The sequence below is a fragment of the Rhizobium bangladeshense genome (genome assembly GCF_001662075.1).
Taxonomy (GTDB): domain Bacteria; phylum Pseudomonadota; class Alphaproteobacteria; order Rhizobiales; family Rhizobiaceae; genus Rhizobium; species Rhizobium bangladeshense_B.
This window is the reverse complement of record NZ_LYPL01000008.1, coordinates 208,403-230,604: the sequence shown is the minus strand read 5'-3', so window position 1 is coordinate 230,604 and position 22,202 is coordinate 208,403. Positions and strand designations below refer to the sequence as shown.

The 22,202-nt window shown below is 63.0% G+C and carries 21 protein-coding genes and 2 pseudogenes; 12 read left to right on the top strand and 11 right to left on the bottom strand.

The window, feature by feature from the left end; genetic code table 11:
• Nucleotides 1–30: 30 nt before the first annotated feature.
• Nucleotides 31–645 (top strand): hypothetical protein, encoded by a 615-nt coding sequence (locus A7X77_RS17800; RefSeq protein WP_064684167.1) that lies wholly within the window; start codon nt 31–33, stop codon nt 643–645.
• Nucleotides 646–867: 222 nt separating this feature from the next.
• Here A7X77_RS17800 and A7X77_RS17795 read toward each other — a convergent pair whose 3' ends face one another.
• The gene (locus tag A7X77_RS17795; protein ID WP_245293766.1) at nt 868–1,287 is read right to left on the bottom strand and encodes a GFA family protein; all 420 of its coding nucleotides are present in this window, start codon (nt 1,285–1,287) and stop codon (nt 868–870) included.
• 639 nt (nt 1,288–1,926) lie between these two features.
• Here A7X77_RS17795 and A7X77_RS17790 point away from each other — a divergent pair.
• The 4 genes from A7X77_RS17790 to A7X77_RS17775 all read left to right on the top strand — a co-directional run bounded on the left by A7X77_RS17790 (nt 1,927) and on the right by A7X77_RS17775 (nt 6,568).
• Nucleotides 1,927–3,312 (top strand): adenylate/guanylate cyclase domain-containing protein, encoded by a 1,386-nt coding sequence (locus tag A7X77_RS17790; protein ID WP_064684166.1) that lies wholly within the window; start codon nt 1,927–1,929, stop codon nt 3,310–3,312.
• The gene (locus A7X77_RS17785) at nt 3,293–3,667 is read left to right on the top strand and encodes a hypothetical protein (protein WP_064684165.1); all 375 of its coding nucleotides are present in this window, start codon (nt 3,293–3,295) and stop codon (nt 3,665–3,667) included. Before A7X77_RS17790 ends, A7X77_RS17785 begins: the two co-directional genes overlap by 20 nt.
• Nucleotides 3,668–4,118: 451 nt before the next feature.
• The gene (locus A7X77_RS17780; RefSeq protein ID WP_064684164.1) at nt 4,119–5,198 is read left to right on the top strand and encodes a YihY/virulence factor BrkB family protein; all 1,080 of its coding nucleotides are present in this window, start codon (nt 4,119–4,121) and stop codon (nt 5,196–5,198) included.
• Between the two features lie 86 nt (nt 5,199–5,284).
• Complete coding sequence (locus tag A7X77_RS17775) at nt 5,285–6,568, top strand: cystathionine gamma-synthase family protein (RefSeq protein ID WP_064684163.1); 1,284 nt, start codon at nt 5,285–5,287, stop codon at nt 6,566–6,568.
• A 48-nt stretch (nt 6,569–6,616) separates the two neighbouring features.
• Here the strand turns inward: A7X77_RS17775 and A7X77_RS17770 are convergent, their stop codons facing one another.
• The 5 genes from A7X77_RS17770 to A7X77_RS17750 form a co-directional block, all read right to left on the bottom strand.
• Nucleotides 6,617–7,030, bottom strand: coding sequence for a cupin domain-containing protein (locus A7X77_RS17770; RefSeq protein WP_064684162.1), 414 nt, complete (start codon nt 7,028–7,030; stop codon nt 6,617–6,619).
• Between the two features lie 37 nt (nt 7,031–7,067).
• On the bottom strand, nt 7,068–7,832 hold the full coding sequence (locus A7X77_RS17765) for an SDR family oxidoreductase (protein ID WP_064684161.1): 765 nt from the start codon (nt 7,830–7,832) through the stop codon (nt 7,068–7,070).
• Nucleotides 7,833–8,436: 604 nt separating this feature from the next.
• On the bottom strand, nt 8,437–9,630 hold the full coding sequence (locus A7X77_RS17760; RefSeq protein ID WP_064684160.1) for a thiolase family protein: 1,194 nt from the start codon (nt 9,628–9,630) through the stop codon (nt 8,437–8,439).
• Nucleotides 9,608–11,128 carry a class I adenylate-forming enzyme family protein gene (locus A7X77_RS17755; RefSeq protein WP_064684159.1) on the bottom strand — a complete coding sequence of 507 codons (1,521 nt, stop codon included), beginning with the start codon at nt 11,126–11,128 and terminating at the stop codon, nt 9,608–9,610. The genes A7X77_RS17760 and A7X77_RS17755 overlap by 23 nt, the downstream gene beginning before the upstream one ends.
• Nucleotides 11,129–11,131: 3 nt before the next feature.
• Nucleotides 11,132–11,548, bottom strand: a complete 417-nt coding sequence (locus A7X77_RS17750) for an acyl-CoA thioesterase (protein WP_064684158.1) — start codon at nt 11,546–11,548, stop codon at nt 11,132–11,134.
• A 54-nt stretch (nt 11,549–11,602) separates the two neighbouring features.
• Here A7X77_RS17750 and A7X77_RS17745 point away from each other — a divergent pair, with 54 nt between their 5' ends.
• The gene (locus A7X77_RS17745; RefSeq protein ID WP_064684157.1) at nt 11,603–12,571 is read left to right on the top strand and encodes a zinc-dependent alcohol dehydrogenase family protein; all 969 of its coding nucleotides are present in this window, start codon (nt 11,603–11,605) and stop codon (nt 12,569–12,571) included.
• 38 nt (nt 12,572–12,609) lie between these two features.
• Here the strand turns inward: A7X77_RS17745 and A7X77_RS17740 are convergent.
• Nucleotides 12,610–13,484 (bottom strand): annotated as a pseudogene (locus tag A7X77_RS17740) (LysR substrate-binding domain-containing protein).
• Between the two features lie 107 nt (nt 13,485–13,591).
• On the opposite strand from A7X77_RS17740, the gene A7X77_RS17735 reads away from it, so the two are divergent.
• The 5 genes from A7X77_RS17735 to A7X77_RS17715 all read left to right on the top strand — a co-directional run bounded on the left by A7X77_RS17735 (nt 13,592) and on the right by A7X77_RS17715 (nt 16,481).
• Nucleotides 13,592–14,296, top strand: a complete 705-nt coding sequence (locus A7X77_RS17735; RefSeq protein WP_064684156.1) for an SDR family oxidoreductase — start codon at nt 13,592–13,594, stop codon at nt 14,294–14,296.
• A gap of 13 nt (nt 14,297–14,309) precedes the next feature.
• Nucleotides 14,310–14,882, top strand: a complete 573-nt coding sequence (locus A7X77_RS17730; RefSeq protein WP_064684155.1) for a pyridoxamine 5'-phosphate oxidase family protein — start codon at nt 14,310–14,312, stop codon at nt 14,880–14,882.
• A gap of 306 nt (nt 14,883–15,188) precedes the next feature.
• The gene (locus A7X77_RS17725; RefSeq protein WP_064684154.1) at nt 15,189–15,737 is read left to right on the top strand and encodes a DUF3299 domain-containing protein; all 549 of its coding nucleotides are present in this window, start codon (nt 15,189–15,191) and stop codon (nt 15,735–15,737) included.
• Nucleotides 15,738–15,819: 82 nt separating this feature from the next.
• Nucleotides 15,820–16,080, top strand: a complete 261-nt coding sequence (locus tag A7X77_RS17720) for an AbrB/MazE/SpoVT family DNA-binding domain-containing protein (RefSeq protein ID WP_064684153.1) — start codon at nt 15,820–15,822, stop codon at nt 16,078–16,080.
• Nucleotides 16,077–16,481 (top strand): type II toxin-antitoxin system VapC family toxin, encoded by a 405-nt coding sequence (locus tag A7X77_RS17715; protein ID WP_064684152.1) that lies wholly within the window; start codon nt 16,077–16,079, stop codon nt 16,479–16,481. Before A7X77_RS17720 ends, A7X77_RS17715 begins: the two co-directional genes overlap by 4 nt.
• Nucleotides 16,482–16,566: 85 nt before the next feature.
• On the opposite strand, the pseudogene A7X77_RS34015 reads toward A7X77_RS17715, so the two are convergent.
• Together A7X77_RS34015 and katG are read right to left on the bottom strand one after the other, a co-directional pair.
• Nucleotides 16,567–16,733, bottom strand: a pseudogene (locus A7X77_RS34015) (glucose dehydrogenase); the annotation flags it as partial.
• Between the two features lie 226 nt (nt 16,734–16,959).
• Entirely contained in the window at nt 16,960–19,143 is a 2,184-nt protein-coding gene (gene katG, locus A7X77_RS17705; RefSeq protein WP_064684239.1) for a catalase/peroxidase HPI, read from the bottom strand.
• A gap of 144 nt (nt 19,144–19,287) precedes the next feature.
• Between katG and A7X77_RS17700 the strand changes: the two genes are divergently transcribed.
• On the top strand, nt 19,288–20,226 hold the full coding sequence (locus A7X77_RS17700) for a hydrogen peroxide-inducible genes activator (protein ID WP_064684150.1): 939 nt from the start codon (nt 19,288–19,290) through the stop codon (nt 20,224–20,226).
• 81 nt (nt 20,227–20,307) lie between these two features.
• On the opposite strand, the gene panB is transcribed toward A7X77_RS17700, so the two are convergent.
• Together panB and panC are read right to left on the bottom strand one after the other, a co-directional pair.
• Nucleotides 20,308–21,129 carry a 3-methyl-2-oxobutanoate hydroxymethyltransferase gene (panB, locus tag A7X77_RS17695; protein ID WP_064684149.1) on the bottom strand — a complete coding sequence of 274 codons (822 nt, stop codon included), beginning with the start codon at nt 21,127–21,129 and terminating at the stop codon, nt 20,308–20,310.
• On the bottom strand, nt 21,126–22,019 hold the full coding sequence (gene panC / locus A7X77_RS17690) for a pantoate--beta-alanine ligase (RefSeq protein ID WP_064684148.1): 894 nt from the start codon (nt 22,017–22,019) through the stop codon (nt 21,126–21,128). Before panC ends, panB begins: the two co-directional genes overlap by 4 nt.
• Nucleotides 22,020–22,202 lie beyond the last annotated feature (183 nt).

Sequence of the window (22,202 nt, the reverse complement as noted above, 5' to 3'; positions counted from 1 at the left end):
TCAGCGGACAACTGGAAAGCTGACACTGTCATGGGCGTTTTCGTTTTGCAGATGGGCTTCCCCGGCGTCGGGAAACTGACGATTGCGACTGAATTGAGCTCGCTCTTTCCTGCAAAAATCATCGACAATCACTGGTTCAACAATCCGATACTGCGTCTCCTGGACCACGATGGAACAACGCCTCTTCCACCGGGGGTGTGGGAATATACGGCACGGGTGCGCCAGGCGGTGTTGGATGCTATTGTCGCTTATCGGCCCTCTCCGGCGAACTTCATTTTCACGCATGCCGGTATTGCCGGTGACGAGCGCAGTGCTCGCACGTTTCAGCAGATCTTCGATGCCGCCCGACAATGCGAGGCGTTGCTGGTGCCGGTCAGATTGCTTTGCGATGAGGAAGAATTGGCGCGCCGTGTTTCAACGCCCACGCGCCGCGAGCGGTTGAAGTCAACGGATGTGCACGCGTCCCTAGACAAAAGCAGACAAGCGCGGGTTCTCGATCCCAAACATAAGCTTACCCTGGATCTGGATGTCACTTCCAAAACGGCGCAGGCGAGCGCGGCAGCGATCCTGAACCATGTCACACGCGTCATCGCCGGCGACCTCCGTTCTGTCGTTGCCTTGAATGAATATAAGACGTTGATTTGATTGCCATGTCAGGCGGTGCGGAAGCAATCATGGCGTTTGGTTTCCGCTACATCGCGGCAAGGGCCCGGATCGCCGTTGCGATCGGGGCCTTGGATAGCCCGACCCGGCGACTATTATGAAATCACAGATGATCTGCCCTGGAAACGAACAATAAGATCTTCGGCAATTGATCCTATTGGCCGCCGAACGTGTTTCGAACGGCGAACCTAAATAAGACTTGGGCTAACCGGCATCCGATTCATGATCATCCGGGTCGGGTGAGACCAATCCGCGCTGTGCATGCTTGATGTCGTCAGACAGCTGGAACCACTCGTGCGAATTGTCCGAAGAAGGAAACCGAGGGCGGGGGAAAGGCCGGGTGCGCAAAGGCGCCGACGGCCACGACGCAGAGGTTCGGTTGAAATCGCCTTCCCAGTATAAGGATGTCCCGCAATTCGGGCAGAAGTGAAACCGAACGGTGCGCCCCTGCGCCGCGTCGCGCACGAAAACCATCCGCTCACCTTCAATCGTCACCTGCGTTTTCTCAGAGATCGCGTCGCTGCCCGCCACCGCGCCAGTCCTGCGCGGGCAATCGCGGCAGTGGCACAGGCTCACCATCAGCGGATCGCCCGCGGTCTTCGCGCGGAGTGACCGCAGTGGCATTGTGCAAGTCCTTCCATGTCCGATCTCGCTTGCTTCGCTGTTGGCCCTGTTCGATGTCCGACGGGCATTCGATGAGGGATGCCGGAGAGTATAGGGTCTGGCGCTCAAAGCCCAACCGCGGGTTCGAAGGGTGGAGAAAGCGCTGGTGCTTTTCGGAGGGGTAGAAGCCCGGTGCGGGAGAAGGCGCCGGGCTTCAATAGTGATCGACAGCATGGGAGGAGGAGTGCTGTCCATCGGGCCGACGCAGCCTAGGAGGGGTATGGCGCGTCGGTTCGTTACGAGGTAGTGAGGCAATACGGCGAATTCAAGCCTGGGGGTTGCGTCAACACTGCGCAGGCGCAAGGCGCTCCATGGGCGCGACTATGTCAGCCGGTTCGGTGCTGCGTTGTCCGCGGACAACTATCCCGCTGCCGCCACAATAGGCAGGCCCTTTTGCTCCGGCAAACTGCCATCCCAGTCCTTGTTGTCCGCGGACAACCGGATGGTCAGCGCCCCTCCGTCTCGTGCAACCGCTGCCGCCGATCAACGTTTCGGTTCGCTGTGCCATCATAAGTCGGCGCGCCGGAGGTCGATGTAGTGGTCTATAGGTCGCCACTTGTTTATGTGCTAACGTTTGGCACGGCGTCTTGTGAGGGGCACATGGAGAGGAAGCTTGCGGCCATCCTTGCGGCTGACGTCGTCGGATATTCGGCGCTGATGGAGCGTGACGAGACCGGGACGTTCGAGCGTCTCGTCGGGATTCGAAAAGAACTAATCGAGCCGGAAATCGCGAAGCGGCGCGGCCGCATCTTCAAGCTCATGGGCGACGGGTTGCTCGCCGAGTTCGGCAGCGTCGTGGATGCCGTCGAATGCGCGGTGTCGCTGCAGGGCGCGCTCAAAGGGCGCAACGCCGAGGTGAAGGAGAACGAGCGGCTCGAATTGAGAATAGGGCTCAATCTCGGCGAAATCATCGTCGATGGCGAGGACTGTTATGGCGATGGCGTCAACGTGTCGGCGCGTTTGCAGCAGCTCGCCGATCCTGGCGGTGTCTGCATCTCCGGCAAAGTCGCGCGTGAGGTCGAAAAGACGCTAGCCTTCGGGTTTGAGGCGATGGGTGAGCAGCAGGTCAAAAACATCGCCGAACCGATCGCGGTTCACCGCCTCGTGCAGGAAGGGACCTCCCCGAAAGAGCGGCTGTCCAGGCCGCCTACTCTGCCGAACAAGCCGTCGATAGCCGTGCTGGCCTTTGCGAACATGAGCGGTGATCCCGAGCAGGAGTATTTTGCCGATGGGCTGGTCGAGGATGTCATCACCAATCTCTCGAAGATTCCGAGCCTGTTCGTCATCGCCCGAAATTCCACCTTCGCCTACAAAAACGGGGCGACCGACGTCAGGCAGATCGCCAGAGAACTGGGCGTCCGCTACGTGCTGGAAGGCAGCATCAGGCGGGCGGCAAGCCGTGTGCGCATCAGCGCGCAATTGATCGAGGGGAAGAGCGCCACCTATATCTGGGCCGACAAGTTCGAAGGTGCGGCCGAAGACATTTTCGATTTGCAGGATCAGTTGACCGAGCGCATCGTCGGGACGCTCGAACCGACAATCAGGCGTGCGGAGATAGAGCGGGCGCGCCGCAAGCGGCCTGACAGTCTGGACGCTTATGACTTTTTTCTTCGCGCATTGCCGCACAGCTATGCCAATACCCCCGCGGACACCAACGAAGCATTGCGGCTACTGGCCGAAGCTTTGCGTCTTGATCCCAACTATGCCGCCGCGCACGGTTATGCCGCCTGGGGATACGAGCAGCGCTTCCTGCGCGGCGGCTTCGATCCCAGAGACAGAGCCGCGGCGCTCAGCCACGCCGATGCGGCGCTCGCCACCGGCTCGGACGATCCGCAGGCGCTCTGCCTCGGAGCCTTCGTTCATGCCACGATCACCCATGACTACGAGCGCTCGATCAACGCACTCGACAGGGCTTATGCTGGACAGCAATTCGTCGCTCGCCTACGGACTGAGTGCGATGGTGCATATGTTCAACGAGACCTATGACCGGTCCCGAGATCACGCATTCAAGGCCCTTCGGCTCAGTCCGCTCGATCCGATGAACTATCATTCCTATCTCGCATTGGCATGGGTCAGCCTGTTTACCGGGCGGTTCGAGGATGCCGTGAAATACTCGGCCTTGGGCGTTCAGGTGAGTCCGGGCTTCAGCATTCTCCACGCTAGCCTGGTGGCAAGCTACGCCAATCTCGATCGTTTGGAGGCTGCGCGAGCGGCCGCCGCGCGATTGCTGAAGCTTGCCCCGGACTGGACGATCGGTGGTTTCGTGCGAATGGATGTCGTGCGGCCGCAGCTCATGAAAGGGCTGGCGTCGGCGTTGCGCAAGGCCGGCCTCCCGGAATAAGGATTTCCTGCCTGATCCTCTCCTGTATCGGTCCGGCAGGCCACATCCCGCCGCTCGAGGAGCCGAATGTCGTGGATAACAGGAGCGGCTATTGCTGGCCGTCGCCGGCGGCGCTATTGATGTGTCTAGGGACTTTTTCGCCTGTCGGAATTCAGCCTCAGGCCGCGTTTTCGGAGGCATAATTCCTCCTCTCAGGACCTGAGGGCGCCACACTCTGGCTCCTGTTGATATAACCCAAACACAGCAGTAACGAAACCAAAGTCCGGTTTTGTTTCCGTAATGCGGCAGGATTTCAACAAAATCAGCGGCTTATAATTTGCCAAACCCTAATGGGTCTGGTCTTTTTAGGGCGTCAGCCCTCCCCTGCCCCAGGAATTTCCGCAGGAAAGCAAAGGCTTGCATCCTTTAGCGGCAATCGGCGTTATCCACCAGCAAATCGGAGGATAGGGTAATGGCAGATGCGTTCCGCCTCAAGAGATTCTCGATCGCGGCGACGGTGATGGCCGCGGCGATCGGCGCGTTTGTTGTCCTCCAGGCAAGGCAGCGCGGTGCTGTTGCCCTGTCCAGCGATGCCGCCTGGGGCGGCGACGATCATGGGCGTAGCGCGGCGACGCCGGAGGCCATTCCGCTCAGCGGTCTTCGTGACGTGTTCTGGCGGGTCTTCCACGAGATCCTGAACGACCGGGTCACGCTCATTGCCGCCGGCGTGACCTTCTATTTGCTGCTGGCGATATTTCCGGCGCTGGCGGCGCTCGTTTCCCTCTATGGACTGGTTGCCGATCCGGTCACCATATCCGAACATCTTCGTGAACTGGTCGTCCTCCTGCCGCCGGGGGCCTTCGATCTTCTCGCCGACCAGCTGAAGGCGCTCATCGAGCGACGTGAGAGCACGCTCGGAATCACCTTCTTCGTGGGTCTCGCCATCGCGCTGTGGAGCACACATAACGGCACGCTCGCGATCTTCGATGCGATGAACGTGGCCTATGAGGAGGATGAGAAACGGAGCCTCGTGAGACTGAATCTGATCGGCTTCTGCTTCACCTTATGCGCAATAGTCTTCGCCGTCCTCATGGTTGCCCTCGTCGGCGTGATGCCGCTTGTGCTCTCCTTTCTGTGGCTCGACCAGTTCAAGGAGCAAATGGCGCTCCTTCTCAGATGGCCGCTGCTGCTGCTGGTGGTGGTGGTTGCGGTCATGCTGGTCTATCGCTTCGGCCCCAGCCGCGAGCCTGCCAGAGTGCGGTGGATGACATGGGGCGCAGCTCTGACGACGCTTGCCTGGGCCGTCATGTCGCTCGGCTTCTCGTTCTACCTCGAGCATTTCGCCAACTATAACGCGACATACGGCACGCTCGGTGCGTTGATCGGCTTCCTCATCTGGATCTGGCTTTCCGTCGTCATCCTCATCGTCGGTGCGGAACTGAACGCCGAGCTCGAGCATCAGACGGCCAAGGACACGACGACGGGGCAGCCGCTGCCGATGGGCGCGCGCGGGGCCTATGTGGCGGACACTTTGGGCGAGACCGTGAGCTGATCGTTAAGGAGCGGCATTGATGCCCGCTGCTTCGATGCGGTTTTGATGTATTTTATGCTTCGGCAGGTTCGACAGAGGAGACGATCATGACGGCCCCGCATCCTTCCAAAACGCATATCGGTAACCATGCACTGCATCCCGAAACGCAGATGCTGAACTACGGCTACGACCCCGAGTTATCGGAAGGGGCGGTCAAGCCGCCGGTATTCCTGACCTCCACCTTCGTCTTCAATTCTGCCGAGGATGGCCGGGACTTCTTCGATTATGTCTCGGGCCGGCGCGAGCCGCCGGCGGGCAAAGGGGCAGGCCTCGTCTATTCGCGCTTCAATCATCCCAACAGCGAGATCGTCGAGGACAGGCTCGCCGTCTATGAGAAGACGGAGAGTGGCGCGCTGTTTTCCTCAGGGATGGCGGCGATCGCCACGACCTTGTTCGCCTTCGTCCGGCCGGGCGATGCGATCCTGCATTCGCAGCCGCTTTACGGCGGCACGGAAACCTTGCTGGCAAAGACCTTCCTCAATTTCGGCGTCGCCGCGGTCGGCTTTGCCGATGGTGTCAGCGAAAATTCGGTGCAGAAGGCGGCCGACGAGGCGGTGGCCAAGGGCCGCGTCTCCGTCGTTCTGATCGAGACGCCCGCCAATCCGACCAACAGCCTGGTCGATGTCGCGATGATCCGGCGCGTTGCCGATGCGATCGGCGCAAAGCAGGGGCATACGCCGATCATCGTCTGCGACAACACCCTACTCGGGCCGGTGTTCCAGCGGCCGATCGAGCACGGCGCCGACATCTCGCTCTATTCACTGACAAAATATGTCGGCGGTCATTCCGACCTCATCGCCGGCGCCGTTCTCGGCCGTAAGGCCGTCGTCAGGCAGGTCAAGGCGCTGCGCGGCGCGATCGGCACCCAGCTCGATCCGCATTCGTGCTGGATGCTCGGCCGTTCGCTGGAAACATTGCAGCTGCGCATGGAGCGGGCAAACAGCAATGCCCGCGCGGTCGCCGATTTCCTGCGCGATCACCCGAAGGTCGAGACGGTCCACTATCTCCCCTACCACGATGCGGAATCGCCGTCCGGCCGCACCTTCGCCGCGCAATGCAGCGGCGCCGGCTCGACCTTCTCCTTCGATATCCGCGGCGGCCAGCCGGCCTCGTTCAAATTCCTGAATGCGCTGCAGGTCTTCAAGCTCGCCGTCAGCCTCGGCGGCACGGAGTCGCTCGCGAGCCACCCCGCGACCATGACGCATTCGGGGGTGCCGGCGGATGTACGTGAGCGCATCGGCGTGCTGGAATCGACGATCCGCCTGTCGATCGGCATCGAGCATCCGGATGATCTTATCGCCGACCTGGAACTGGCGCTGCAGGCGGTTTGACTCGGCAGCGCAACCGATGCCCGGCGGCGCCGGGCATCGGGCGTGACGTCATTTATCGTCGATCGTCAGTTCCGTCTCGTTCGTATCCAGCACGAAGACCGCAAGCAGTTTTGCCGGCTCGGTCGCGCTGGCGTTGGCGCTGACGCTGTGGTGATCGCCGGGGAATTCGGCGAAGCTTTCTCCTGCTTTATAGGTCTTTGTCGGGCCGTCGTTCACCGCGCTGCGGATCGAACCTTCGAGAACGGTGGCGTAGATGAAGGCCGAATCCGGATGCGTATGGCCGGGCGACGTGCCGCCGGGCTGATATTCCACCAGCACGCCCTTCATGCTTTTGCCGGGAACATTGGGAAGCTTCTGGTCGAAAACGACGCTTACCTTCGCTTTCTCGCCTCCAGCGTGAAGCTGGGTGGCGGCGGCAAGCACAAGGGCGAAGGTCGTTGCCGAGGTCATTTTCCTGAACATATCTGGTCTCCTCAGTTCATAGGGCGCGGCCTTGCTGTCAGGCGCTTTTTTTCTGGGGCGGCTGCTGGCGCAGCCAGTCTTCGAAGCGAATCCGGCCGAGCCGCGCATTGGCGCCGGCCACGAGCGAATCGTCCTCGAGTTCGACGCCGAAATAGCGGGCGTGCGGATCGGTCACCACCTGGCGCGGGTCGTTCGTCGCCTTGAAGAGGCGCGTCACGATCTCGGTGAGGCGGATCTTCTCAGGCCCGCCGATGTCGAGCGTGCCATTGACGGGTGCGGCAAGCGCCACGTCGGCCATGACATCGGCGACGTCGTCCGAAGCGATCGGCTGCAGATAGGCCGGCGACAGATGCACGGTCTGGCCGAGCGTGTTCGACTGGGCGATGCCAGCCATGAATTCGTGGAACTGGGTGGAATGCACGATCGTATAGGGAATACCGGAGCCCTTGATCAACTCTTCCTGCGCCATCTTGGCGCGCATGTAGCCGCTGCCCTGCAGGCGCTCCATGCCGACGATCGAAAGCGCGATGTGATGCTTCACGCCGGCGGCAGCCCCTGCCTCCAGCAGGTTGCGGCCCGAGGTCTGGAAGAATTCGAGAACGGCCTTGTCCTCGAAGGAGGGCGAGTTCGCAAGGTCGAGCACCACTTGAGCGCCTGCCAGCGCTTCGGCCACGCCCTTTCCGGTAATCGTGTCGACGCCTGTATTCGGCGAGGCGGCCAGCACCTCATGCCCCTTCTTGCGCAGTCTCTCCACGGTCTTCGAGCCGATCAGGCCGGTGCCGCCGATAATGACGATCTTCATGGGTAGTCTCCTTCTCCTCTGCGAGGTTTTCCTTTGTTGACTGGAAGATGGCTGCCGATATCGCCTCCTCGACGAGGCAGGCGACTTCATCGGTACGGGTCCTCACCGCGCGAAACTCCCGGCCGCGGGCGGTCGCCACCGATGCGCAGGAGAATGCGCCGGATCGCGGCCGCGAACCATTCTCCCTGCGTCGCTGTCACCCTATGCGAAGGCAGTAGGGCGGCTGGTCTTGCGTCGAAACTTTTTGCGGATATGGAGGATTTGGCCGCCGCCGGCATCAGCCGCCGGCGTCAAAAACGCGCGCGTCTCACGGGATAAGCACCAGACCGCGCTGTGTGATAAGCTTCGCCGGCTCACTTGTCGTCGAACCTGGTTCTCGACTCGCCGTCATCCTCGCCTTGTGCCGAGGATCTGCTGCCCTATCGACCGAAGGCAGATGCTCGGGACGAGCCCGAGCATGACGAAAGAGGAGTTGGGTTTGTTATCCGCTTGAGCGACAGGCGGACCATTCCCAGTGAAATGGACGCTATGATGTCGTTTATTGGCTTAAGGGTAAGCGGAAAACAATTCGTCCCGTGATCTCACTCGGATGCCCGTCACCTAATCACGAAAGCCGGACCACCTCGAAAAGCGCCGTCAGCCCGATGCCACCGCCGATGCCGATCATCGCTAGACCGGTGGCGCCGGGAGTGCCGCTGCGGACCAACTGGCTGTAGAGACGGGTCACGAGGATCGCGCCGGATGCGCCGAAGGGATGGCCGAGGGCAATAGCGCCGCCTTCCCGGTTGACCGTATCCGCTGGGATTTCGAGCTGATCGAGCGATGCCAGAACCTGGGCGGCGAAAGCCTCGTTGAATTCGATGGCGCCGATCCCGGAAAGCGAGAGGTCGGGCTGGCGCTGCAGCAGCTTTTTGGTCGAGGCGACCGGGCCGATGCCGAGCAGGTTGGGGTCGACGCCGGCCGCCGCGCTGTCGATGAAGGCGAGGCCTTTTTCGATGCCGAGACGTCTGGCCATTCCGCGGCTGATGACGAGCACCAGGCAGGCGCCGTCATTGAGCGGGCAGGCATTGCCTGCCGTCACCGAGCCATCGGCCAGGAAGACGGGCTTGAGGTTTGCCAGCGCTTGCATCGATGTCGTGGGGCGCGGGCATTCGTCCCTTTCCACCAACCCCTGGCCGGTGGAAATCTCGACGATTTCCGGCCGGAAGAGGCCGGCTTGGGCTGCCTTGACGGCGAGCCGGTGGCTGCGCAGGGCGAATTCATCCTGCCTCTGGCGCGTGATGGCAAATTCGCGGGCGACGTTTTCGGCGGCGACACCCATCTCGGGATCGCCGATTGCATCGGGGGAAAACCGGGCGCGGCCGTAGAAGCGCGGCAGGGCGCCATTGGCTTTCGGCCTTTCCACCCGCCATGGCGCGGTGCTGACGCTCTCGACGCCGCCGGCCAGAAAACAGGAACCGGCCTTTGCCTGGATCAGCCGGGCAGCCATGAGGATCGCTTCGAGGCCGGAGCCGCATTGCCGGTCGATGGCGACGCCGGGAACGGCGATCGGCAGGCCGGCGGAAAGGGCGGCGAGGCGGGCAATGTTGCCGCCGCCGCCGGCGGCATTGCCGACCAGCACGTCGTCTATGGCCTCGGGCGCGATGCCCGTCTCGGCAAGGATGCGTCGGATGACCGGCGCGAGCAGGTCGTCGGTGGCGACCGTCGCAAGCGAGCCGAAGGCCCGGACGATCGGCGTTCGGTAGGCGGCGACCACGACCGGCTGCCAATCCTCGTCAGGCTGATAGGCGTAGGACAAGGCCGTCTCCCGAAATGACCGATGCCTGCACCTGGCCGCGCGCGATCTTGCCGCTGCTCGTCATCGGCCAGGCGCCGATCTGGTAGAATTGCCTGGGGATCTTGAACCTTGCAAGCTTGCCCGCGCAATGCTCGGCCAAGATTTGCGCGTCGATCGCCTCGCCGGAGACGACGGCGACGATCCTCTGGCCGTAATAGTCATCCGGCAGCCCGAAGACGACGGCTTCCTCGACGCCGGGGCAGGTCTTCAGCGCGCTCTCGACTTCGGCGGGATAGACGTTGTTGCCGCCCGAAATCATCATGCCGCCCGCCCGGCCGATCACCTGCAGCATGCCGTTGGCGTCGATCTCCCCGAGATCGCCGACGGTGGCGCCGGCCGGTGTCACCCGGAACGCCTGGCCGTCGTCGCCCCAGAGATAGCCGTCGGCGATCAGGTCGCTGTTGACGAAGATGGTGCCCGGCACGTCGATGCCGACATCGTTTTCTTCAGGGTCGCGGATGGAAATCTCAACGCCGGGATAGGCTTGCCCCACTCGGTCGATCGGAAAATCGGTCTCGCCGCCGGCAAGCGTCGAGACCGTCATGAAGCCGATCTCGGAAGCGCCGTAATATTCCCGGACGCGAGCCTTGGGAAAGAGGCGGCGCATGGATTCGACCTCGTTGAGGTTCAGCTTGGCGCCGGCGGTCAGCACGTCGCGCAGGGAGTCGAGCGCGGGCTCGCCTGCCCATGCCCGGGCAATCCCGGCTATATGGGTCGGCACGGCGACCAGCCGTTCGATCTCTTCTGAGCCGAGGGTGCGTGCGACCGCGCCGGCATCCCACCTCCGCACCGAATGAAACGTCGCGCCGGCATCGAGGGCTTCCACCAGGGCGTAAAGCGCCATGCCATGCGCCAGAGCGCCGGGACAGAGGGTCGAGGGCGCGTTCTGGAGGTCGAAGACCAGACGCCCCCGGTCGAGGCTCCGGCGCCACTGTTCGCGCGAGCGGTAATAGGCTTTCGGCTCGGCTGTGGTGCCTGAGGTGAAGCCGATCAGGAAGATGCCTTCGGCATCCGGCAGGTCCTCGCCCGGTGCGGTGAGATCGAAGGGCTCGGCTCCGGCGATGACGACCGATATGCCGAGCCGGCGGCCGATCTCCGCACTGGGGCTCGCCTCGCCGTCGACGACAAGCACGTCGGGCGCAAGGCGCTCCAGGATGCGCTCGATCCTTTCCGCCGGCATCATCGGATCGATGACGGCGCAGGCATCCGGCAAGGCGGTGGCGGCGACGAAATATTCGGCGAAGCCGAGATGATTGCCGAGGCTGAGCGCAACGAGCTTCTGGACGCCGGGCAGATCGATCGTGCGGCGGTTCGTGACGGGAAGCTCTTGGAAAAAGCGATAGATCGCCCGCGAGCGCGCATGAAGTTCGCCATAGGTGAGCGCGTCGCCGTCGATCACCACCGCCGGCTTGTCTGGTCTCTCTGTGGCGTGTCGCAGAAGCTCTGCATGGATCGGCATGGATCAGCCCTGCGACAAGGCGGCTCTGGTCGCCTCGGGGATCGGCGTCGGGCGGTTGTCGGAGAGGCCGACGCAGACCCAGACAAGGCCGGCCGTTGCGCAATGGGCGCCGTCGCGCCGGCGAAAGAGTTCGATTGCAAAGGCGAGGCTGGTGCGCCCGATCTTCTCGACGGCGACCTTCGCCTCGACGACATCGTCGACGTCGATCGGGTTGTGAAAGGTAATCTCCGCTTTCTTGACGTGATAGGCGACACCTGAGGTGGTGTGGCGGAAATGGCCGAGGATCTCGCGGTGGCGCAGAAACTCGACGACGGCATCCTCGCAATAGTCGAGGTAGACCGAATTGTGGACATGGCCATAGATGTCGATGTCTCGCATCGAGACCCGGAACGATGCTAAAGGCCTGTCGTCAACGCTCATTCGATCACCCAAAATTGGTGGGCTGTTCTAACCGCGAGTATGTGGGGGATGCAAATGCAATATCAGGCGGTCGTGCGAAAATTCGGCCCGGCCCCGGAGGTCGCCGGGATCGAGCGGACGCCGCTGCCGGCGCTGCGGCACGACCAGGTGCGGGTACGGCTGCTCGCCCGCTCGATCAACCCCTCCGATATCATCACCATATCAGGCGCCTATGCCGGGCGCACGACCCTGCCCTTCATTCCGGGCTTCGAAGCCTGCGGCGTGGTCGAAGCCTGCGGCGAAGCGGTCTATGGGTTGAAGCGGGGGACGCGCGTGCTGCCGGTGCGCAGCGCCGGCGGGTGGCAGGAATTCAAGGACACCGATCCCAACTGGTGCCTGCGCGTGCCCGACGCGCTCTCCGATTTCGAGGCGGCGACCAGCTACGTCAACCCGATGACCGCCTGGCTGATGCTGCATGGGAAGATCGGGCTGAGACCGGGCATGCGCATCGCCGTCAATGCTGCCGCCTCTTCGATCGGATCGATCCTGATCAGCCTCGCAAATGCTACTGGCGTCGAGCCGGTGGCGATCGTCCGCAGCGAGAAATCCCGCCAGCGCCTGCGCGGCCGGCTCGAGACGGTTATCATCGACAGGGAGGACAGCGATCTGGCAGCCGGCCTCGCCGGCCGGCATGGGCTCGACGCCGTGCTCGACTGCATCGGCGGCCCGCGCGCCTCGGTGCTTGCGGATGCGCTCAAGCCGGGTGGCCATTTCGTGCATTACGGCCTGCTTTCTGGCCAGAGCATCCCGAATTCCTTCTGGTCCTCCCATCCCAATATCACCTTTTCCTTTTGCCACCTCCGGGAATGGGTTCATTCCGAAACGATGGACAATGTCCAGCGCGCCTATTGCGAGGTGGCGGCGCAGATCGCCGCGAAGGTGATCGCAACCGAGGTGCGGGAGGTGTTTCCACTGGAAAGGATCGGCGAGGCGCTGCAAGCCGCCCTTCCTTTCCGGACTGGCGGCAAGGTGCTGCTCGCCTGATGGGGCCGGGTTGACCTCAGCCCTTGGTCATCCGGCAGTCAGACGAGCGACAGCTGCGCCGCGCACCAGTCCCATACCGCGTCCACGGCGTTTCGCGGCGATGACAAGCGTTTGCGGACGAGGAAGTAATCGGCGCCGACGGACGCCGTTACATCCGTCACTTGTACCAACCGCCCGGCTTCGAGATCGGCCATCACGAAGGCCCGGCAGGCGAGCACGACGCCCTGGCCGGCAAGTGCGGCGTCGAGCGCCAGCGTCGTATGGTTGAAGGCCACGCCGGGCAGCTTCTCGCGGATTCCGAGGAACGTCCCCAGCGATCATGCGAGTCATGCAGAAGCGGCAGCTTGCAAAGTTCTTCCCCGCTCAACGGGAGGGTAAGGCCCTTCACCAGATGCGGGCTTGCGACCGCCACCAGTTCCTGGCGGAACAGCAGCTTCGCCTCCAACGTCGCCGGAAAAGCCTGGCCGGTCAGGCGCACGGCGATATCCACCTGGTCGCGGTCGAAATCCGCCAGCGTCTCGGTGGCGACCGTCCGCAGATCCACATCGGGAAGGGCGCTGTAGAACTCGCCGAGGCGCGGGATCAAAAGCTTGGCGGCGACGGTGGGGGTGACGCTGATCGTCACGGTTTCCGGCCGCGCGAAAAGCCGTCCGGTCGCCTCGCCAAGCATATCGAAGGCGCGGGTGACGTCGGAGAGATAGGACGCACCCTGCGCAGTCAGCGCAAGGCCGCGAGGCTGGCGCTGGAACAGCCTGAGCCCGAGCTGATCTTCCAGCGCGCGAACCTGCTGGGCGACCGCGCCCTGCGTGACGCCGAGCTCCTCGGCGGCGGCGCGGAAGTTCAGCCTGCGGCCCGAGGCTTCGAAGGCGCGCAGGGCATTCAAAGGCGGCAGCGCGCGGCGGGATTGTATCATCGGGGCCTTCCAGTAGATTTTCTACAGTCTCGCATGTTTCTTTCTCGCGCGAAACTGAGGATTACATCTGCCATAATGCGCCGCAAATTCAGCTGTCGGAGGTTTCTATGTCTGAAGGAAAAGTCGCTCTCATCACCGCAGGCGGATCCGGCATGGGCGCCGCGGCCGCGCGTAAACTGGCCGCGGACGGCTATCACGTGGCCGTGCTCTCCTCCTCCGGCAAAGGCGAGGCGCTGGCAAAGGAACTCGGCGGAGTCGGCGTCACCGGCTCCAACCAGTCCAACGACGACGTGAAGCGGCTCGTCGATCTCTCGATGGAGCGATGGGGGCGCATCGACGCGCTGGTCAATTCCGCCGGCCACGGCCCGCGCGCGCCGATCCTCGACATCTCAGACGAGGATTGGCACAAGGGCATGGAGGTCTATTTCCTGAGCGCGGTGCGCCCGATCCGGCTGGTGGCGCCGATCATGGAAAGCCAGGGCGGCGGCGCCATCGTCAATATTTCGACGGCATGGGCTTTCGAACCCTCGCCGATGTTCCCGACCTCGGCCGTCTTCCGGGCGGGGCTGGCGAGCTTCACCAAGATCTTCGCGGATAGCTATGCGGCCAAGAACATCCGCCTGAACAACGTCCTGCCCGGCTGGATCGACAGCCTGCCCGCCACCGACGAGCGGCGCGACAGCGTTCCGATGCACCGCTACGGCACCAGCGAGGAGATCGCGGCGACCATCGCCTTCCTCCTGTCCGAGGGAGCGGGCTATATCACCGGCCAGAACATCCGCGTCGACGGCGGCATCGCCCGTTCCGTCTGAGCGGGGGCCACCGGTGGATCTGACCGATATCGACGCCTCGGCATGGGCGGAGCTCGAAATGGCTGCGGCGGATCCGCAGTCGGGTTTCCGCTATCTCAACCTCTGCTCCGTCGATGCCGAGACGAGGCCGCAGGCGCGCATGGTCGTGCTGCGGGGCGCCGACAAATCGGCGCGGCGTCTCGAGTTTCATACGGATACGCTGAGCCCGAAATGGCGTGAGCTTTTCGCAAATCCTCATGTCACGGTCCTCAGCTTCAGCGCCGAAAGCCGGCTGCAGCTTCGGCTTCAGGGAAAGGTCGAGCTTCATGGGCCGGGAAGCGGAGCGGCAGACGCCGCATGGGACAAGCTGCCCGCGCGGACAAGGATGACCTATACGGGCGGCCCGCCCGGGGAGGAACGCGTCTTCGAAACGATCGACACGGCGGAGCCTGCGGATGAGGCAGAGGCAAAGGCACGCTTCGGCGTCTTGATCTTCCGGGCTTGGACGCTGGATTGGTTCCAGTTGCGGCAGCAGGACAATCAACGCGCCCTGTTCTGTTATGACGAAGCCGGCGCCCTCTCCGATTGCCGCTGGGTCAATCCCTGACCTGAAATCGCCGCGCTTTCGGAGGTTGAGCGGAGGGCGATCAATCGATCCTGGGACGTGCCGGCTCCTCGATGATGCCGGAGAAGTAAAGGTCCGACCGATCCGGCAGGGAGATCCCGTGTTCACCCCACACGGGATCTCTTGATTGCTGGCCTCGTTCGCTATGGGCGGGCGCTCGGCACAAGGCCAAGGATGGCCGAATAATACCGACACGCGACACCTTATCAGGAGCTTTGACAGCCAGGCGGGATCGGGTAGCATCTTGGGCAGCGGCGAGCCGGCAAAGCGGCCGCCCGGGGAGATGCCATGATGAAGCACAGATTTTTGATGTTCGCGGTGCTCACGATCGGCTCGGCATGGCCGGTGTCCGACCTCGCTGCGGCGCAGCCGATTTTCTGGAGCACCTTGCGGCCGGCCGATCAGGCCAGGGCGACAGTTCCGCTGTCGCCAAAAACGGTCAGCGGCCCGCAGGGGGAAACGCTCGTCTGGCGTGACGAGGGCCATCCGGTCGAATTGACGGGCTTCGTCCTGCCGATCGATCAGGAAGGCGATCTCGTCTATGAATTCATGCTGGTGCCCTGGGCCGGAGCCTGCAGCCACATGCCCTCTCCGCCGCCCAACCAGCTGGTGCGCATCGTTCCGCAAGAACCTTTGCACCTTGAAAAAATCTACGAAACCGTCACTGTGACGGGCACGCTGCGGCCCGGCCTTGATCAGGCGCAGTTCTTCATGATCGACGGCGTCCGCGTCCTGTCCTACGGCTACAGCATGGCCCATGCCGAGGTGGCGAAGGCGACGTTGACGAAAGATCCCGATCTGCTGTCGCTATCGCCTTTCGGGGTTGTGCCGCGTTAGCGGAAACCGCAGAGATTCTTGCGCGAACGCCGTCGATCGCGTATATACTATGAAGTATATACAAAATCGCGGAGACCTCTCCATGCCGCAATATGCGCGCGTCTTTCAATCCGGCAATTCGCAGGCCGTCCGGCTGCCGAAGGAATTCCGCTTCGATGTCGACCAGGTGGAGGTGACGCGTGAAGGAGATGCGGTCATTCTGCGGCCGCGCGCCGATCCCGGCACGCGCTGGGCGTCGCTGAGGAGCGCTCTCGAACGCGGCCTGAGTGACGATTTTCTGGCGCAAGGACGGGAGCAGCCGGAGGATCAGGAGAGGCCGGATCTTCAGGACCTCTTCAAGTGATCACGCATCTTATCGACACCAATGCGGTAATCGCGCTGATCGGCAGAAAGTCCGGCGCGCTGCTGAAGCGCGTGGTCGACAGCGACGAAGGATCGATCGGGCTTTCGACGATCGTCATGCATGAGCTCTATTACTTCGCCTATAAGAGCGCGAAAATCTCCTACAATCTCGAAACCCTGCGCCTGTTCATGGCGGATTTCCCCGCCGTCGGTTTCGAGCGCGAGGATGCGCTGGCATCAGGAGAGATCCGCGCTGCATTGGCGGCAAAGGGAACGCCGATCGGTCCCTACGATGTGCTGATCGCTGCCCAGGCGAAGACCCGTGATCTCATTCTCATCACGAACAATGTCGGCGAGTTCCGGCGCGTGGATGGCCTGGACGTCGAGGATTGGACGGTCTGATGAAAGCGCTGGAAGCCGGCTCGGCTTCCCACGCAATCAGCCTATCCGGAGAGGGGCGTGCCCTCTCCGGACATACGGCCTCGTGTCAGATATCAAAGGAGCTCGGCAGGATCACGACGTCGCGCATGGTCACGTTGCGCGGCCGGGTCAGCATAAAGACCACGGCTTCCGCGACATCTCGAGGTTCAATCAGCGCGCCCGCCTCTTTGCCTCGAGCAGGGTCTCCGCCGGCCCGTCTTTCAGCAGAGCGCTGCTGCTGCGTCTTGGCAGGGACGGTCTGAGCGCCGAGGACTGATGGGGCAGGCCGGAGCGCGGAAACGACTCAGGAAAGAATGGCTTCGTTGGCAGTGCCCTGCGCCCGATCAACCATCAGGCGTCTGGAGAATTGAAAGGCCGGGCGGTCGCAGCGACCCAGGAGTCTCGCGTAAAAAACCCGGGCGCAGCCGAAACTGCGCCCGGGCAAAATTTGTGGAACCGATCAGACGAGGTCGAAGCGGTCGGCGTTCATCACCTTGTTCCAGGCGGCGACGAAGTCCTTGACGAACTTCTCCTTGGCGTCGGCCTGGCCGTAGACTTCGGCGAAGGCGCGCAACTGCGAGTGCGAGCCGAAGATCAGGTCGACGCGAGTGCCGGTCCACCTGGCCGCACCCGTCTGGCGGTCGCGGCCTTCATAGACGCCTTCCTTGCCGGCGGGAACCCACTGTGTGGCCATGTCGAGCAGGTTGACGAAGAAGTCGTTCGTCAGCGTCTCGGGACGGGAGGTGAAGACGCCGTGCTCGGGGTTGCCTGCTTTCAGCACGCGCAGGCCGCCGACGAGGACGGTCATCTCGGGACCGGTCAGCGTCAGCAGCTGGGCGCGGTCGACGAGGGCTTCTTCCGGCTTCATGAACTGTAGGCGCTGGCCGTTCACATAGTTGCGGAAGCCGTCGATGCGCGGCTCGAGCGCTGCGAAGGAATGCGCGTCCGTCTGGGCTTCGGAAGCATCCATGCGGCCCGGCGTGAACGGCACGCTGACGGCGGTGCCGCCGGCTGCAGCAGCCTTTTCGACGCCGGCAGCACCGGCAAGCACGATCAGGTCGGCGAGCGAGACCTTCTTGCCGCCGGTCTGGGCGGCGTTGAAGTCTTTCTGGAGGCCTTCGAGGACGCCGAGCACCTTGGCGAGCTGGGCCGGCTGGTTGGCCTCCCAGTCCTTCTGCGGAGCAAGGCGGATGCGGGCGCCATTGGCGCCGCCGCGCTTATCGGAGCCGCGGAAGGTCGAGGCCGAGGCCCAGGCGGTCGAAACCAGCTCCTGCACAGAAAGGCCGGTGGCGAGAACCTTGGCCTTCAGCTGGGCAATATCCTTGTCATCGACGAGCGGATGGTCGACGGCCGGGATCACGTCCTGCCAGATCAGGTCTTCGGCCGGAACCTCGGGGCCGAGGTAACGCACCTTCGGGCCCATGTCGCGGTGGGTCAGCTTGAACCAGGCGCGGGCGAAAGCGTCGGCGAACTGATCGGGATTCTCCAGGAAGCGGCGCGAGATCTTTTCGTAGATCGGGTCGAAGCGGAGCGAAAGATCGGTGGTCAGCATCGTCGGAACATGCTTCTTCGCGCCGTCATAGGCATCCGGAATGGAGGCTTCGGCGTTCTTCGCCCGCCACTGATGCGCGCCGGCCGGGCTCTTCGTCAGCTCCCACTCGTAGGCAAAGAGGTTTTCGAAGAAGTAATTGCTCCACTTGGTCGGCGTCTGCGACCAGGTGACTTCGAGACCGGCGGTAATGGCGTCCTTGCCGACGCCGGTGCCGAACGAGCTCTTCCAGCCGAGGCCCTGGTCCTCGATCGCGCCGCCTTCCGGCTCGGCGCCGATGAAGGACGGATCGCCGGCGCCATGCGTCTTGCCGAAGGTATGACCGCCGGCGATCAGTGCTACGGTTTCCTCGTCGTTCATCGCCATGCGGGCGAAGGTTTCGCGAATGTCGCGCGCTGCAGCGACCGGGTCAGGATTGCCGTTCGGGCCTTCCGGGTTGACGTAGATGAGGCCCATCTGCACGGCGCCAAGCGGTTCGGCCAGCTGGCGTTCGCCGCTATAGCGCTCGTCGCCGAGCCAGGTACCTTCAGGACCCCAGTAGAGTTCTTCCGGCTCCCAGACGTCGGCGCGGCCGCCGGCGAAGCCGAAGGTCTTGAAGCCCATGGATTCGAGCGCGACGTTGCCGGTGAGGATCAGAAGGTCGGCCCAGGAGATGCTGTTGCCGTATTTCTGCTTGATCGGCCAGAGCAGACGGCGGGCTTTGTCGAGGTTGGCATTGTCCGGCCAGCTGTTCAGCGGCGCAAAACGCTGCTGACCCTGCCCGGCGCCGCCGCGGCCGTCGGTGATGCGATAGGTGCCGGCGCTGTGCCAGGCCATGCGGATGAACAGGCCGCCGTAATGGCCGAAGTCGGCCGGCCACCAATCCTGCGAATCGGTCATCAACGCGTGAAGATCCTTCTTCAGCGCGTCGAGATCGAGCTTCTTGAACTCTTCGGCATAGTCGAAATCCTTGCCCATCGGATCGGCGCGGCCGGAATTGTGATGAAGAATCTGCACGTTCAGCTGGCCCGGCCACCAGTCACGATTGGCTCGGCCGCGCGGCGTATTGCCATGGGCCACAGGACATTTGCCTGCGGTGTCAGTGGGGTTGTCCATGATCGTCTCCTTCATTGCTTGATCTGTCTGCGGTTCAAAAAGATGAGCCGAGCTGGCGCCCCACTCTCTCCCTTGCAGTCTTCATATCGGAAGCGTTCAATAATTTTAAGTTGGATTTACTGATTGCTGCGATAAGCTGAGCTTATGAAAAATCTTACCCTGAAACAGCTACGTTATTTTGAAGCCCTGGCAAGGGATGGTCGCTTTCGCCGTGCCGCCGATACCTGCGCCATCTCCCAGCCGGCGCTCTCCATGCAGATCAAAGAACTTGAGCAGGAGTTGGGCAGCGAACTCTTCGAGCGCAGCGCCCGTGAGGTGAAGCTCACCCCCTTCGGCCAGACCTTTGCGCTGCGCGTCCGCGATATCCTGCGCGCCGTGGACGAGCTCGGCGAGTTTGCCCGCGCCTCCCGCGACAGCTTCCTGACGCGCCTGCGCATTGGCATCATCCCGACGATCGCACCCTATCTGCTGCCGGCGATTATAAACGATCTCAACAAAAGCTTCGCGGGGATTCAGATCGAGGTGCGCGAGACGCAGACGGCCAAGCTGGTTCAGGAACTGGCGCAGGGCCAGCTGGATATGGCGATCGTCGCGTTGCCGGTGTCGGAACCCTCGCTGACCGAACTCGAGCTGTTCAAGGAAGAGTTCGTGCTGGTCAGGCGGCACGAGGACGGCGGCAAACCGGTGCCCGAACGCGAGGCGTTGCGCGAAATGCGGCTGCTGCTGCTCGAAGAGGGCCACTGCTTCCGCGACCAGGCCCTGTCATTCTGCAAGGTCGGGCCCGCCCGCCCGCGGGAAATCATGGAAGGCAGCTCGCTCTCCACCCTCGTCCAGATGGTCGGCGCCGGCATTGGCGTCACCCTGATTCCGGAGATGGCCGTTCCCGTCGAAACGCGCTCGGCCCGCGTCTCGATCTCCCGCTTCCCGTCACCCCGGCCATCGCGAACCATCGGCATGGTCTGGCGCAACTCCACGCCGATGGCCAAGCAGCTGCAGGAGGTCGCCGAGGCGGTGCGCCGCTCGGCGGAGACGATGCGCGAGAAACATGCCGGTGGGGCGGCAGCTTTCGCGATAACTGCGTGAGCCGCAATGTATCCGACACGAACCGTACAACCGGCTCTGATTGTGGATATCCCGCGCGTTTGAAGCGCGGGCGCCCTCGCCTTACGAGCGGCGTTTGAACGTATGTTCGGCTGCCGGGAACTTTCGCGTGCGCACCTCGTCGGCATAGGCGGCGGCGGCGTCTGCGACCCTCTTGCCGAGTTCATCGTAGCGCTTGACGAAACGCGGCTTGAAATCGTTGAAGAGGCCCAGAATGTCGTCCGATACCAGGATCTGGCCGTCGCAGGCGGAAGAGGCGCCGATGCCGATGGTGGGTATGTGGATGCCTGCGCTCACCTCGCGGGCGAGCGGCTCGACCGTGCCCTCGACGACAACGGCAAAGGCGCCCGAGCCGCCGATGGCATGGGCGTCGCGCCGGATCTTCGAGGTCTCGTGTTCGGAGTGCCCTACGGAACGATAGCCGCCGGCAGTTTGAACCTGCTGCGGCATTAGCCCGATATGCCCCATGACCGGGATCCCGCGCTTCGTTAGAAAGGCGATGGTCTCGGCCATCTCCTCGCCGCCTTCCAGCTTGACGGCGTCGCAGCCGGTTTCCTGCAGGAGGCGCACGGCATTGCGGAAGGCAATCTCCTTTGATTCCTGGTAACTGCCGAACGGCATGTCGACAACGACGCAGGCCCTGGCGACGCCGCGCATCACAGCCTTGCCGTGGGCGATCATCATATCGAGCGTGACGCCGATGGTGGTCTCCATGCCGTAGAGCACCATGCCGAGCGAATCCCCGACCAGCAGCAAGTCGCAATGCTCATCGAGCAGCCGCGCCATCGGCGTGGTGTAGGCGGTCAGGCAGACAATCGGTTTGCCGCCCTTCATGGCTGAGATGCGGGCTGGGGTAAAACGCTTCTGGGATCCGACCGCACTCATCTGCTCACTCCCTTTCCCGGCAAGCCTCGCTCGCCAACAATTCTGTCGTTCCCGACGACCCTGTTGTCGAGGAGCCGCGTCGACCCGACCCGTACGAAGAGCGCCACGACAACCGGCGCCGTGATCGAGGTGACCGGCTGCAGCGTCGAGGCGTCCCTGACCGCAACGACCTCGGGCTTTGCCAGCGGTTCGCGATTGAGAAACGCCGTCAGCTTCGCCTCGAGTTCGCCGGGATCCGCAACGCCGCCGGCGACGAGACGCTCCGCCTCGTCGAGGGTCTGAGGGATGATCACCGCGGCCCGCCGCTCCGCCTCGCTGAGATAGACATTGCGTGACGACAGGGCGAGCCCGTCGCCGTCCCTTACGGTCGGCACGGCAATGACACGCACTGGCAGGGCGAGATCGTCCACCATCCGCTTGATGATGACGACCTGCTGGTAGTCCTTTTCTCCGAAGTAAGCGGTCTGCGGCTGCACGATGTTGAAAAGCTTGCAGACGACAGTCGCCACGCCGGCGAAATGCCCGGGTCGCACCGCGCCTTCCAGCTCGCCGCCGAGATCGGGAAGATCGACGACGGTCTGCATCGGGCGGGGATACATGTCCTCGACACCGGGCGAAAAAAGGAAATTGACGCCGGCCTGTTTCAGCATGGCTGAATCGCGCTCCAGATCGCGCGGATATTTGCTGAGATCTTCCGCCGGGCCAAACTGCAGTGGATTGACGAAAATCGAGACGACGACGATGTCGTTCTCGGCGCGGGCACGCGCGACAAGCTGCATATGACCGGCATGGAGATAACCCATCGTCGGCACGAGTCCGATGGTGCGCCCTTGCCGCTTCAGCGCGTCGAGCGTGTGGCGCAGCTCGTCAATGCTCGAGAAAACCCGCATGTATCCTCCCGGCCGGTCACTCTTCTTGGGCGCGGATAAGAAGTGTAATCGATGCGAGAGGTCAATGCACATTCCGCAATAAAAACGATTATATAGAATGGCACTTCGATAGGGCCGGGCCATATCAGCGGGGAAATGGCAGCGTGCTGCGGGACTAGCCATGTGCGAGCAGTGGCGCTATTG

What these genes read in the sequence shown, in the direction of transcription:
- panB (WP_064684149.1), bottom strand. Translation starts at nt 21,129, where the DNA reads ATGAGTGCGGTCGGATCCCAGAAGCGTTTTACCCCAGCCCGCATCTCA.
- A7X77_RS17770 (WP_064684162.1), bottom strand. Translation starts at nt 7,030, where the DNA reads ATGTTCAGGAAAATGACCTCGGCAACGACCTTCGCCCTTGTGCTTGCC.
- A7X77_RS17720 (WP_064684153.1), top strand. Translation starts at nt 15,820, where the DNA reads ATGCCGCAATATGCGCGCGTCTTTCAATCCGGCAATTCGCAGGCCGTC.
- A7X77_RS17765 (WP_064684161.1), bottom strand. Translation starts at nt 7,832, where the DNA reads ATGAAGATCGTCATTATCGGCGGCACCGGCCTGATCGGCTCGAAGACC.
- panC (WP_064684148.1), bottom strand. Translation starts at nt 22,019, where the DNA reads ATGCGGGTTTTCTCGAGCATTGACGAGCTGCGCCACACGCTCGACGCG.
- A7X77_RS17780 (WP_064684164.1), top strand. Translation starts at nt 4,119, where the DNA reads ATGGCAGATGCGTTCCGCCTCAAGAGATTCTCGATCGCGGCGACGGTG.
- A7X77_RS17750 (WP_064684158.1), bottom strand. Translation starts at nt 11,548, where the DNA reads ATGAGCGTTGACGACAGGCCTTTAGCATCGTTCCGGGTCTCGATGCGA.
- A7X77_RS17790 (WP_064684166.1), top strand. Translation starts at nt 1,927, where the DNA reads ATGGAGAGGAAGCTTGCGGCCATCCTTGCGGCTGACGTCGTCGGATAT.
- A7X77_RS17800 (WP_064684167.1), top strand. Translation starts at nt 31, where the DNA reads ATGGGCGTTTTCGTTTTGCAGATGGGCTTCCCCGGCGTCGGGAAACTG.
- A7X77_RS17785 (WP_064684165.1), top strand. Translation starts at nt 3,293, where the DNA reads ATGTTCAACGAGACCTATGACCGGTCCCGAGATCACGCATTCAAGGCC.
- A7X77_RS17795 (WP_245293766.1), bottom strand. Translation starts at nt 1,287, where the DNA reads ATGCCACTGCGGTCACTCCGCGCGAAGACCGCGGGCGATCCGCTGATG.
- katG (WP_064684239.1), bottom strand. Translation starts at nt 19,143, where the DNA reads ATGGACAACCCCACTGACACCGCAGGCAAATGTCCTGTGGCCCATGGC.
- A7X77_RS17755 (WP_064684159.1), bottom strand. Translation starts at nt 11,128, where the DNA reads ATGCCGATCCATGCAGAGCTTCTGCGACACGCCACAGAGAGACCAGAC.
- A7X77_RS17700 (WP_064684150.1), top strand. Translation starts at nt 19,288, where the DNA reads ATGAAAAATCTTACCCTGAAACAGCTACGTTATTTTGAAGCCCTGGCA.
- A7X77_RS17775 (WP_064684163.1), top strand. Translation starts at nt 5,285, where the DNA reads ATGACGGCCCCGCATCCTTCCAAAACGCATATCGGTAACCATGCACTG.
- A7X77_RS17745 (WP_064684157.1), top strand. Translation starts at nt 11,603, where the DNA reads ATGCAATATCAGGCGGTCGTGCGAAAATTCGGCCCGGCCCCGGAGGTC.
- A7X77_RS17735 (WP_064684156.1), top strand. Translation starts at nt 13,592, where the DNA reads ATGTCTGAAGGAAAAGTCGCTCTCATCACCGCAGGCGGATCCGGCATG.
- A7X77_RS17725 (WP_064684154.1), top strand. Translation starts at nt 15,189, where the DNA reads ATGATGAAGCACAGATTTTTGATGTTCGCGGTGCTCACGATCGGCTCG.